Annotated in this window: 11 protein-coding genes; 3 read left to right on the top strand and 8 right to left on the bottom strand. The window is 39.5% G+C overall.

Annotated features, from left to right (window positions below; translation table 11 throughout):
- Positions 1 to 326 precede the first annotated feature (326 nt).
- Entirely contained in the window at positions 327 to 1,673 is a 1,347-nt protein-coding gene (gene brnQ / locus AR328_RS04240) for a branched-chain amino acid transport system II carrier protein (RefSeq protein ID WP_066290508.1), read from the top strand.
- 51 nt (positions 1,674 to 1,724) lie between these two features.
- Here the strand turns inward: brnQ (AR328_RS04240) and AR328_RS04235 are convergent, their stop codons facing one another.
- On the bottom strand, positions 1,725 to 1,958 hold the full coding sequence (locus AR328_RS04235) for a CsbA family protein (RefSeq protein ID WP_066290506.1): 234 nt from the start codon (positions 1,956 to 1,958) through the stop codon (positions 1,725 to 1,727).
- A gap of 163 nt (positions 1,959 to 2,121) precedes the next feature.
- Here AR328_RS04235 and AR328_RS04230 point away from each other — a divergent pair, with 163 nt between their 5' ends.
- Positions 2,122 to 2,394 carry an alpha/beta-type small acid-soluble spore protein gene (locus AR328_RS04230; protein ID WP_066290504.1) on the top strand — a complete coding sequence of 91 codons (273 nt, stop codon included), beginning with the start codon at positions 2,122 to 2,124 and terminating at the stop codon, positions 2,392 to 2,394.
- A gap of 196 nt (positions 2,395 to 2,590) precedes the next feature.
- Positions 2,591 to 3,145: a hypothetical protein gene (locus AR328_RS04225; protein ID WP_066290502.1), complete on the top strand. Its 555-nt coding sequence runs from the start codon at positions 2,591 to 2,593 to the stop codon at positions 3,143 to 3,145.
- A gap of 272 nt (positions 3,146 to 3,417) precedes the next feature.
- On the opposite strand, the gene AR328_RS04220 is transcribed toward AR328_RS04225, so the two are convergent.
- The 7 genes from AR328_RS04220 to AR328_RS04190 form a co-directional block, all read right to left on the bottom strand.
- On the bottom strand, positions 3,418 to 5,001 hold the full coding sequence (locus tag AR328_RS04220) for an acetolactate synthase large subunit (protein ID WP_066290500.1): 1,584 nt from the start codon (positions 4,999 to 5,001) through the stop codon (positions 3,418 to 3,420).
- A 139-nt stretch (positions 5,002 to 5,140) separates the two neighbouring features.
- A complete protein-coding gene (locus AR328_RS04215) occupies positions 5,141 to 6,730 on the bottom strand; it encodes an amidohydrolase (RefSeq protein WP_066290498.1) in 1,590 nt (529 codons plus the stop codon).
- Positions 6,731 to 6,779: 49 nt separating this feature from the next.
- On the bottom strand, positions 6,780 to 8,102 hold the full coding sequence (gene brnQ, locus AR328_RS04210) for a branched-chain amino acid transport system II carrier protein (protein ID WP_066290496.1): 1,323 nt from the start codon (positions 8,100 to 8,102) through the stop codon (positions 6,780 to 6,782).
- A gap of 322 nt (positions 8,103 to 8,424) precedes the next feature.
- Positions 8,425 to 9,792, bottom strand: a complete 1,368-nt coding sequence (locus tag AR328_RS04205) for a sigma-54 interaction domain-containing protein (RefSeq protein ID WP_231734769.1) — start codon at positions 9,790 to 9,792, stop codon at positions 8,425 to 8,427.
- A 402-nt stretch (positions 9,793 to 10,194) separates the two neighbouring features.
- Positions 10,195 to 10,614 carry an arsenate reductase (thioredoxin) gene (gene arsC / locus AR328_RS04200; RefSeq protein WP_066290487.1) on the bottom strand — a complete coding sequence of 140 codons (420 nt, stop codon included), beginning with the start codon at positions 10,612 to 10,614 and terminating at the stop codon, positions 10,195 to 10,197.
- Positions 10,615 to 10,635: 21 nt separating this feature from the next.
- Positions 10,636 to 11,934, bottom strand: a complete 1,299-nt coding sequence (locus tag AR328_RS04195; protein ID WP_066290483.1) for an arsenic transporter — start codon at positions 11,932 to 11,934, stop codon at positions 10,636 to 10,638.
- A 15-nt stretch (positions 11,935 to 11,949) separates the two neighbouring features.
- Positions 11,950 to 12,294: an ArsR/SmtB family transcription factor gene (locus AR328_RS04190; protein WP_066290477.1), complete on the bottom strand. Its 345-nt coding sequence runs from the start codon at positions 12,292 to 12,294 to the stop codon at positions 11,950 to 11,952.
- Positions 12,295 to 12,407 lie beyond the last annotated feature (113 nt).

Genomic DNA, 12,407 nt, shown 5'->3' with positions numbered 1-12,407 from the left:
AATAAATCTATTTCCCCTATCAATCTTGTAAAAAGTATTTTCATATAATTCTATTTTCAGAAATATATTGCATACATATAGCCTATATGTTATATTTTCTTTATTCCATTTAACATTTGTACTTTGAGCAAGTTTCAAAAAGAATATTCAAATAATTTTATTTCCTTCGAAAAAACAAAAATTAATATTCGCATTTACTCAATTTACAATAATAAAAATATTATAATAATTTACTGCACTGATTTGGGATTCATAGATGAATAGAGATAGTATCTCCCTATCAGAGTTGCAGTTCATTATTTTATCTGAAACAGGAGGGAATTATCATGTCATCAAAAGGGTCATTTTCATTTTTGATTGCTGCAGGTTTTATGCTATTCGCGTTATTCTTCGGGGCTGGGAACTTAATTTTCCCCGTCATGCTTGGACAAATGGCAGGAGAAAATGTGTGGGCAGCGAATGCCGGATTTATCGTAACTGGAGTTGGCTTGCCGTTACTAGGAATATTAGCTTTAGGATTCTCAGGTAAAAGTGATTTGCAATCATTAGCAAGCCGTGTAAACCCAGCTTACGGAATTTTCTTTACAGTGGCTTTATATTTATCAATTGGTCCATTATTTGCAATCCCAAGAACAGGCACAGTTTCTTACGAAATTGGCATTAAGCCATTTTTAGGCGAAACGAACAGTGTTCTGCCGTTAATCATTTTCTCCATAATCTTTTTCGGAGTTACGTTATTCTTTTCATTAAAAGCTTCCAAGCTTGTCGATATTGTTGGGAAAGTGTTAACGCCATTATTATTAATTTTTATTGCTATTCTTATTGTAACGGTATTTATTAACCCAATCGGTGAAATTCAAGCTCCTACTGAAACTTACATGGAAAATGCCTTTTTTAAAGGATTCCAAGAGGGCTACTTGACGATGGATGCACTTGCTGCGTTTGTATTCGGGATCATCATCATTAATACAATGAAGGATCGAGGCGCACAAACGAAGAAACAAATTATGACTTCTAGCATGAAGGTTGCTTTCATTGCAGCTGGCCTATTGGCTGTCATTTATTCATCTCTTGCCTATATGGGCGCATCTGGTGTTGCAGGACTTGGGCATTTAGAAAACGGCGGGGCAATCCTTGCGGCGGTTTCTACCCATTATTTCGGTTCTTTCGGGAAAGTGTTATTAGCGCTTATCGTTATTGCTGCATGTTTAACAACAAGTATTGGTCTGATTACGGCATGTGCTTCTTATTTTAATAAACTAGCACCAAGTATTTCTTATACAAAGTGGGCTGTAATTTTCTCCGTTTTTAGTGCGGCGATTGCTAACTTTGGACTATCTACTTTAATTTCCATTTCGGTACCGGTTTTAGTAGCGCTTTATCCTTTAGCTATTTGTTTAATGGCTTTGACATTCTTACACCCTCTTTTCAAGGGAAAAACAGCGGTTTATCAAGGCAGTATTCTAATGACATTTATCGTTAGCTTATTTGACGGATTAAACGCAGCTGGCATCGAAATTAAAGCGATCAATGATTTATTTACAACAATGCTTCCAGGATATTCAGTTGGAATTGGCTGGATCATCCCCGCGATTATCGGCGGAATTATCGGTTATGCGTTAAGCTTAGGAAAAAGAGAAAGCTTAAAAGCATCCCCAATTGAAGGAAAATAAAAGATACAAAAAGGCGATTCTTTTATAATGAAGAATCGCCTTTTTTGCCTATTAAGATCGTTTATGAATATTTTCCTTCATTCGATTTGCATACCAGAAGCCAGCAGTCAGTGAAAACGCATCAACAACAATGAGCCATATGGAATCTGTGTAGCCTTTATAAACAGAAGCGGCAATTAATGCTACCGTCAATACAAGTCCAATCACACGATTATACGCTACTCTCGTAAATAACACCACTAGCAGTCCCGGCAGCAGCAGAGCTGATAGGTATTTTAAAAACAATGATTACACCTTCTTTTTCAAAATGATCAACGTCACCATTCTTTCCTATAAGATAACATAGAATCCCCTATTACGATAGGATTTACAAGATTATTCCACAGGATAAACCGATTAGATCCGCACAAACTATTAGCAAACTCGCATATATAAGGAGGCCGAAAGCATGGCTAGAAGAAAACGGCGCCCTCTCGTACCGGATTCAAGAGGGGCTTTAGATCAGTTCAAAAATAAGGTGATGGCCAATGAAGGATACAAAGTGGACAGTGAGAACCCCGACCATGTGAAGTTTGAAGTAGCAGATGAAGTGGGGGTGCCCCTGCAAAAAGGCTACAATGGCCGCCTAACATCAAGGGAAGCTGGAAAGGTCGGCGGAAAAATCGGCGGGAGCATGGTGAAGGAGCTTGTCCGAATGGCACAGGAACAGATGAAGAAATAAGCGGGGCGGTTTGTATATGTGCCTGAAGTGGGGAAATTTGGGGATCGAGCATATATTCGCATTATCGTGCAAATATTCCTGGTATCGTGCATATATGCCGGATTAGTGTAATTTACACAGTCTCGCTATAGATCACGATTTTACTATAATAAAATGTATTTCTGTGCATATAGTGGATGGCATAAGGAGGTTTGCCATGCACGACTTAAAGGAAGATATGAACGAAATACAAGCTGCTTTTGAACAATGGCCCCGGGCGAAAAAGATTGTGCTAATCTCTCTTTTAAGCAGCTTCGGGGCCATTTTTCAATCGGCAGGAGGTTTTTTACCGGGTGTCGGTTATTTCATTAGCCCCTTGGCTACAGCGCCTATTATTGTTTGCTCTATTTTTTCAATTCCCCTTGGTCTTGCTTCCTACATTTTAACAGCTCTATTACTTTTGATATTACAGCCTTCCGAGTTAATTGTTTTTCCTTTTACAACAGGTCTGTTGGGGCTATTTATCGGAATTTCCTTTCACCAGTTCCGAAAAAGATGGAGTCATATTTTGAGCGGGGCGGCAGGCCTAATGTTTGGAATCTGCCTATTATTATACGGATTGAAATTCCCCGTTTTAGGGCCCGCCATCTCCCACCAATTTAGCGTTACTGTTGTTGGCTTGATTTTTATTTTCTCTGCTTTTTATAGCTGGATCTGGGTTGTTTTAAGCGCAAGACTTATAAAAAGAATCAGGGGTATTGTATTTTCGTAGCCTTCATTCTGTCGGTTTGGTAGTCACTTGGAATTTAGATTATATTCCAAGTGACCATATTAGGGTGGATTAGTGACCGAACGGATCATTTTTCAACGCCGATGGGCACCATGGAGACGCTTTGGTGACCGGGCGGATCGTTTTTCACCCCCGACGGGCACCATACGAACGCTTTGGTGACCGGGCGGGTCGTTTTTCAACGCCGACGGGCACCATACGAACGCTTAATGAACTATCGAATTTACCAAAGAAACCTCCATCCACAAATCCTTCTATTCATTCTCCATCTGAATTTCGATAAGCGTCAGTTCTTTTTTAGTCAACGCTTCATCAAGCATGGTTTCGAATTCATGGACATTCGCAGGCTGTACCCCTTTTATACCAAAGCTTCTCGCAAGCTGTACAAAGTCAGGATTTCCAAAAGCAGTTCCAAAATCATTGCCCAATTTTTTCATCATCATTTGTTCTTCCAATTTCAGCTTCGAATCGTTAAGGACGATGATCACAAAAGACAATCCTAATCTGGCTGCTGTTTCGATTTCTGCAAAGTTCATTAGGGCTCCCCCGTCACCCGTTATGCAAATGACCGGATCCAATGGGCATGCTAGCTTGGCTCCAATGGCACCGGGAATGGCTATCCCCATTGAAGCAAGCCCATTGGAGATAATAAGCTTATTTGGCTTCTTTGGCTGATAAGTTCGGGCTATGGCCACTTTATGTGAACCTACATCCGATAGGACAATCGTATTCTCACATGTACGCTTTTCAATGGCTTGCAAAATGGATGTAATGGATAAAGAAGAATTCGATTCTTCATTCAAATGGTAGGCCCGTTTGATATGCTCCCGTAAATTCCCGGATGGCTCCCACGGCTTCGGCTTGATTTCAGACTCATTAATAGCCTGCAAAGTCCTTTTAACATCTCCAACCAATTCGCTTTGAATAGGATAATATTCATCCGATTCAGCCAGAACAGCATTTATATGGATAACCGGCACCTTCTTTTTATTCCATTCCTTAGGAAGCCGCTCCACAAAATCATATCCGATAACGATAAGCAGATCTGCCTCCTCGATCCCCGGCAGAACCTCATCCTGCTCGCTAAAGCCAAACGTAAAATAATTAAGCGAATAATCTTTAGGAAGAATCCCTTTTGCTTTCATGCTATGAGTAACAGGTGCCTGAAGACGGTCAATGAATGCTTGTACCTCATTCACAGCCTCCCCCCTAATCACCCCATTCCCAATGATGATAAATGGCCTTTGGCTATTGTTGATTTGGTCAATAGCAGCTTTGATCTCTTCAATTACAGGCGTATAGACTGGCAACGGTTTGACAGTCATCGCATTGTCAGGAATTTTTTGACCAGCTAAATTTTCCGGTAATTCCACGATAACAGCGCCCGGCTTTTCCATTTTTGCCTTCTGAAAGGCTTTATTTACGACCTCTGTAATTGTTAGGGAATCCTTAATTTGAATGCTCCATTTCGTTGCTGGCTCGAATATTTTCACCAAGTCCAAATATTGATGCGATTCCTTATGCTGCCTTTCCAATCCAGCCTGTCCGATGAGCGCCACTACAGGTGAGAAATCAAGAGTTCCACTCGCAATCCCCGTTAATAAATTCGTTGCCCCCGGCCCCAATGTAGACGTACACACCCCAGCTTTACGAGACAGCCTCCCGTAAACATCAGCCATAAAGGCGGCTCCTTGCTCATGCCTCGTATTGACAAATTGAATTTGCTCAGATCGGGACAGGGAATCGATAAGATCCAGCGTTTCTTTTCCCATGATCCCAAAAATATATTCCACTCCTTCATTTTCTAAACATCGAACAAGAACATCAGTCGCTTTCATATGATCCTCCTAAATAGATTTACCACTTGCATGAATAGGTTGGTTATTCGTAGTTTTGCCTATTATTCAGGAATCATTTATCGTGACTAATTGAAAAAAAGAGGAAGCGAATTGTAACCAACTCTGCTTCCTCTCATTATTATTTTTCAAATACCTTTTCCCCGCCCATATAGGTCGCTTTTACCCTAACCTCATCAATCTGTTCAGGGCTTACTTCAAGAATATCCTTATCCAATACGATAAAGTCAGCTTGATACCCTTGCTTTAACTGGCCGATTGCCGGAATACGTGTGATCTCATGAGCGGCACGAGTGTAAAGCTCAATGGCCGTTTCCACATCAACGCGCTGATCCTTGCCTGTGTCTGTTCCATCATACGACACACGTGTGACAGCTGCTTTGATGCTGACAAACGGATCAACCGGATCTGCCCATGCCGTTGCTGGCGCATCAGAAGAGAAGGCTACCTTAATGCCTGCATCCAGCATCTTTTTAACCGGGTAAGTCGTTTTTGTACGCTCTGCACCCAGATTATTTAAATAGCTTTCGATTTCAGCAAAAAGAAAAATCGGCTGCGGAACAAAGGCAACCCCCATTTCAACCGCACGCTGAATCGCCTGTTCTGTTGGCATAGCCGCGTGCTCGATGCGAATAGAAGGCGCATCCTCCAGCCAGCCCTTTTTCCCGTAAAATGTATCAACGATCAGGTCGATCGCTTGCTCACCCATCGCGTGAACGACTAATTGCACACCATAATTTTCTGCCACCTCAGCCGCTTCCAGCAATTCTTCTCTAGAAGTTGTAGAAATGCCGCAGTTTTCATCATCGCCTAGGAACGGAGGGTTAACCCAAGCCGTTCTGCCGGACACACTGCCGTCAGCAAACAGCTTAATTCCGCCAATGTGAATAGGGTTTTCTCTATTCGTCTTATGTTCGTCCAAGATCATGTCCTTCTTTAAATCCTCCCACATATAGTAGAGGACAGTCCGCTGTTTCAGCCCATGATCTCGCGCTTCATTATACATGTCTAAGTAGTCAATAGGCTTGCTTAATGCCATTAGATCAGTAATGGCCGTTATTCCGCGCTCAAATAAAAATGGACTTAACTCAGCAAGAAGCGATGCATTTTCCTCTATCGAACGAACTGGCATCGCGTTTAATACAAGATGCCTTGCACTTTCTCGTAAAATTCCGGTCGGCTCCCCGTTTGCATCACGGTCAATTTGTCCTCCTGGAGGATTAATCGTATCCTTTGTAATTCCTGCAATCTCCAAAGCCCTGCTGTTGACAGAAATAATATGGCCGCATGTACGTGTTACTACAACGGGATTATCAGGAGCGGCTTTATCTAAATCCGAACGGAAAGGCGCACGCCCATCCGTCAGCTTCCCTTCATCATAGCCCCAGCCTTCAATCCATTCGCCAGAGCCTATAGATTCACTCTGTTTGCGAATGGCTTGGACCATATCATCAATGGAATAAACAACTGGAGCCATACAGACAACCTGTTTAGCAGCATTCGCTAAATAAAGCGGATGTAAATGCGCATCAATAATTCCAGGTATAACACGGCGATCTTGAAGATCGACACGCACTCCTTCCAGTTCAGCCAAATCCCCTTCATTGCCAATCCAATCGATTTGCCCTTCGCTCACAACCATCGCGCTAGCATAGGGCTGATCTGGATTTGATGTAAAAATTCGCCCATTATGAAAAATTGTTTTATTCATAACTCTCTCTCCTTACCATTTATGTCTTCACTAGTTGAAAGTGATCCCCTTATTCATTTTCTAAAAGTTCTATCGTAGGGTCCTGATCTTTTTTTATAGAAATAGTTTTATAGATGATTGTTCCTAAAATAAATCCAATAATAGCTGGTACAAGCCATGAGAAGCCATTTGCACTAAATGGAAGCATGGAAATAAAACTTTGAACTGCTGATAAATGAATTCCAGTCGCTCCCAATGTTCCTAAAATACTAACAATAAACGTTAGAAGAATCGCTCCACGATAAGAACCAGGATTCGGAATAATCTTTCGGAATAAACCGAGGAAAACTAATACGATCGCTACTGGGTATAGTGCTAGGAAGATCCATAGCGTATAGTTAATAATGTTTTCTACGCCAAGTGATCCGATTGCAATCCCTGTTAAACAAACAATTAACGCCCAAACACGATAGCCAAATTTATTTTTCGTTAAATCATTTAAAAATTCAGCTATAACAGCAATAACACCGATGGCAGAGGTTAAACATGCTAATGCGATTGCGATGGATAGGGCAACTGCACCGCTGCTCCCTAATAGGTGGTTGACCAATTCAGAAACAAGAGCTGTACTATCCATATCCTTCGGGAACATTCCGCTGCCGGAAGCCCCAATGTAAAGCAACCCGCCATAAACAATCAAAAGGCCGGCACCCGCAATCACTGTTCCAGTAATGGCAATTTTGCGCATCTCTTTTCCTTTATAGCCATAGCTCAAAATCGCAGCGATAAAAATAGGGGCACAAAAAATCCCAGTAACAACATCTCCTGTTTGATAGGCACTAATAAAGGCATTAGAAAATGGCGATTTCAAATCTGTTGCAACAGGAGTTCCAATTGGATTAAAGATTCCTTTTCCAACAATAAATAAAAGAATTAGCACTAATAAAGGTGTTAAAAACTTCCCGATTTTTTCAATAACATTAGATTGATCCATGGCAAAATAAAAACTTATTGCAAAAAAGACGATAATTGTAACAATAGATGGAACTTGAGGAAATAAGGTGTAAACACCAAGCTCATGAGTAGTAGCTGCCATGCGAGGAATCGTGACAAACATGCCAATCCCAACCATGAGCAACAGATTAAAAGCTTTATAGAACCACGGACTGATCGGTCTCGTTAATTCTTCAAACCTGCCCCCAGCATTTAAAATGGCGATGACAGCTAATAATGGGAGTGCAATTCCCGTAACACAGAAGCCAATCAGCGCGGGAATCCAATTCGTGCCCGAGGCGTTGCCAATAGACGGAGGAAAGATTAAGTTTCCTGCACCGAAGTAAATGGCGAATAAGGCAAAACCTAATATAAGACTGTGCTGGACCGTTTTATTCATATTTCTCATCCCTTTCTTTTACCAATAGAAATCGTTTTCATTTTTGTCTTTGCCCTAGGAAGTTCTTCCCGAGCAAGATATCTTTATAAATGCAATTTGCATGCCAACATTAATTTTAGTGGCTGTTGTTTTAGAGTTTTTGATGATTCTATGGCAAGTAAAGTCTTAATCTGACAGGTTTTTCGACAATTTTCTTTCCATTATAATACTTTTCATTATTTTTAATCATGGAAATATTTATTCAGCCAGCATCATTGGTTTCATTAATGGACAAAAAAAGAGGGGGAAAATTTTCTCCCCCTCCGTAAAAAAATCTTTACTATTACCTTAATTGATACTTATCCAATTTGTATTTTAAAGATTGTTTGGAAAGCCCTAAACGCCTCGCTGTTTCTGCTATTTTTCCGTTCGTTTCATTTAGTTCATTCATGATGATTGATTTTTCATAACTCTCAACTGTATCCTTCAACGACAGCATCTTCGCATGACTAACGTTCACTCTTGCTTCTTTTCCGGAATAATTTTTAATTCGATCAGGAATATCATCGATGGTTATGAGAGTTGAACTCACGTTGTTAAAGGCGTTCTCCACCGCGTTCTTCAGCTCTCTAATATTTCCCGGCCAGCTGTATCGTTTAAAACATTCAAGTGCTTCCTCCGTCATGCCTTCCACAAATATATTCATATTGTTGGTGTAAAAATTCACATAATATTGCAGAAGTACTTCAATGTCATCAGTTCTGACTGAAAGCTTTGGCAGATTGATTTGCACGACCCCTAAACGGAAAAATAAATCCTGTCTTAATCGCTTTTCATCAACGAGAATATCCGGATCCTCGTTGGTCGCGGAAAGCACTCTTATATCTAATTGAATATTTTTCTTGCCGCCAATTCGGCGAATCGTTTTTTCCTCAATCGCCTTTAGCAGCTTCACCTGAAGATTCATATCAAGCGAGTTAATTTCATCTAAAAACAGCGTGCCTCCCTCTGCCTGTTCAAACAGACCAGGCATATCCTCCGAGCCAGTAAAGCTGCCCTTCGTTGTGCCAAATAACGTGCTTTCCATCAGGCTCGCGGGGATTGCTCCACAGTTGAAGGAAATAAACGGCTTGCCGAATCTCTCACTCAAATTATGTATAGACTGGGCCACGACCTCTTTGCCTGTACCGGTTTGCCCATAAATTAAGACCGTAGAGTCCGTTTTCGCTACTTTTTCAATTCTTTTTTTAACAGTCATCATCTGCGGATTAACCGTCACAATATCATCAATCGTATAAATGGTATTATTTTTTCGATATATTTTATGACCGGCATACTGATCAAGAAATTGAATATCCTCTTTCGTAAAAAAATGCTTTGAAAACTCGATAGCTCCAATAACTGTTTTATCTTGCTTAATCGGATATGTAGAGCTTTTCGATACGAACGCACTCCCCGTTTTCGTGATCATTTGCTGCTCGACTTCACATAAAGCTTCCCCTGTTCTTAACACATTCATAATCGTGCTATTTTCAAGAGTCAAATTTTTATAAAAAGACGTAATGTTTTTTCCAAGAAACTCCTCTGGCTTTTGTCCAAGCTTCTTCAAAATATGCAAGTCTGCTAAATCATAAAAAATTGTTTTTCCCGTTTTATCAACAACAAGAACATTGTCAAAATCAGATAAATGCTTCAAATTGGGTATATCCATATTCACATTTATCCCTCCCATCGAAAAGCAATATCATATATAAACAGTATACAGACACTGTGAACGAAGACAATATTTTTTATAGCTTGCCCTAACTATTAGCAAAAAAAATATGAGAACCGACTGATGGTCGATTCTCATTGATTACATTTCCACAAGGTTAGATAATCTGTGATTTTCCATAATTCGTGAGAATGACATCCAATAGAGACAGAGATATTTACTAGCATTTTTTCATAATTCGTGAGAATAAAATGACCGAAAGCAAAGAAATTTCATCGTTTTTTCATAATTATTGAGAAAAAATCATTTTAACGAATTCCTTCTAAAAAGCAGCTTTCCTAAAGGATAGCCACTCATGAGATTTATATAGTGAAAGTATGGTGATTTATTGTTACTTTTTCAATTTCCTGTTTCTGCAAAGTGCTTTATTCTCTTGCCAACTTCATCGCGAACACGTTGGAAGAAAGTCCATTTTTCCTCTTCTGTTCCTTCAGCTTTTGCTGGATCATCGAATCCCCAGTGTTCACGTGTAACGTGAGGTGGTGTCATTGGACATTTATCAGCAGCATCTCCGCATAGTGTTACAACTAAATCAGCATTATTTAAGATCTCAGAATCGATAATATCAGATGTTTGGTTAGAAATATCCACTCCTGCTTCTTTCATAGCCTTTATAGCATTCGGATTTAAACCATGTGCTTCAATCCCAGCACTATACACGTTCCACTCATCACCTAGATATTTCTTAGCCCATCCTTCTGCCATTTGGCTTCTGCAAGAATTTCCTGTACATAAAAAGTAAATTGTTTTTTTAGACATATTGTATTTCTCCCTTTTTAATTAGTGAATGAATAACAACCATATATACAAGCCAACTAATGTAATAAATAGGGTTGGGATGGTTAAAACAATCCCTGTTTTAAAATAAGTTCCCCATGAAATCTTAACCCCTTTTTGGGATAAGACATGTAGCCATAATAAAGTTGCAAGAGAACCGATTGGCGTGATCTTAGGACCTAAATCAGACCCAATCACATTCGCATAAATAAGCGCTTCACGTATGACACCACTTGTATTGGTGTCTGCAATAGCTAATGCATCAATCATAACGGTAGGCATATTATTCATAATTGATGAAAGAATAGCGGCTATGAATCCCATTCCAACTGTAGCCGCGAACAGACCTTGATCGGCAGTCACCTGAATAAGATCAGCTAATATATTAGTTAACCCTTGATTTCGTAAGCCATAAACGACAACATACATTCCTATTGAGAAAAAGACGATTGCCCATGGTGCACTCTTAATAACGGTGCGAGTGTTCACAGCATGGCTTCTTCTAGCCATGAAAAGGAAAAAGATAGCTGCAATACTAGCGATAATCGAGACGGGAATACCTGTAAATTCACTAGCAAAATACCCCATAAGGAGGACAGCCAGTACATACCATGACAATAGAAACATTTTTTCATCCCGTATCGCTTCTACTGGTTTTTTAAGATCGGATAAATCATAATTCTGGGGAATGCTTTTACGGAAAAAGAGATATAAAACGAAAATACTAGCAGCAAGAGAAAAGAAGTTAGGAACAATCATTCTTGATGCAAATTCATTAAATCCAATTCCGAAATAATCTGCCGAAACAATATTTACAAGATTACTTACAACTAATGGAAGTGATGTTGTATCCGCAATAAATCCACTTGCAATAATGAATGGAAAAACCATTTTTTCATTAAACTTAAGATTTCGCACCATTGCCAATACGATAGGAGTTAAAATGAGCGCGGCACCATCATTCGCAAAAAAAGCGGCCACTAAAGCTCCAAGTATGGATACATAAACAAACATTAAAACCCCGTTTCCTTTAGCAGCCCTCGCCATATGAAGCGCTGACCACTCAAAGAAACCAATTTCATCTAATATAAGAGAAATAATGATGATTGCGATAAATGCTAATGTCGCATTCCAAACGATGGATGTTACATCGATTACATCTTTTAAGTCAACCACTCCAACGATTAATGCTAGAATAGCGCCTCCACAAGCTGACCAGCCGATGGATAAACCTTTAGGCTGCCAAATTACTAAAATAAGTGTTATTAAAAAGATCACTGATGCTAATATAACTGATGTCAAAACTTTATCCTCCTATTACTCACACGAGATACGTAACCCCTGTTCTTCTAGTTCTTGTAATTTATTATCTTGACTTGGGAGATGCTGAAGTATGTTTTCAACCAATGAATAGTATTCACTATCTCTGTTCAATGAATAAATAATCCATTGTCCTCTTCTTGCTTCTTTTACAATTCTAAGGTCTTTTAGTTTTCGTAAATGTTGACTTATTGCAGGCTGGCTAGTTTTAAATATTTCAACAAATTCACAAACACAGCAATCATGAGAGTCTAAAATTTTCACCATGGTTAGTCGCGTTTTATCCCCGAATAATTTTAAGACCATTGCGGCCTTTTCTATTTCAACAGTTGATACTTGCATAAAAGCACCTCCTATACTCACCCTTATATAAACATATAATAATTCACTTATATATTGATTACAAACATTTTTTTGTGAATTTATTGTTAACAAATAAAACGATAATAAACAAA

The sequence above is a fragment of the Bacillus sp. FJAT-29937 genome (assembly GCF_001509555.1).
In the GTDB taxonomy this organism is placed as follows: domain Bacteria; phylum Bacillota; class Bacilli; order Bacillales; family Cytobacillaceae; genus Cytobacillus.
The sequence above is the reverse complement of the archived record's forward strand: the minus strand, read 5'-3'. Positions and strand labels throughout refer to the sequence as shown.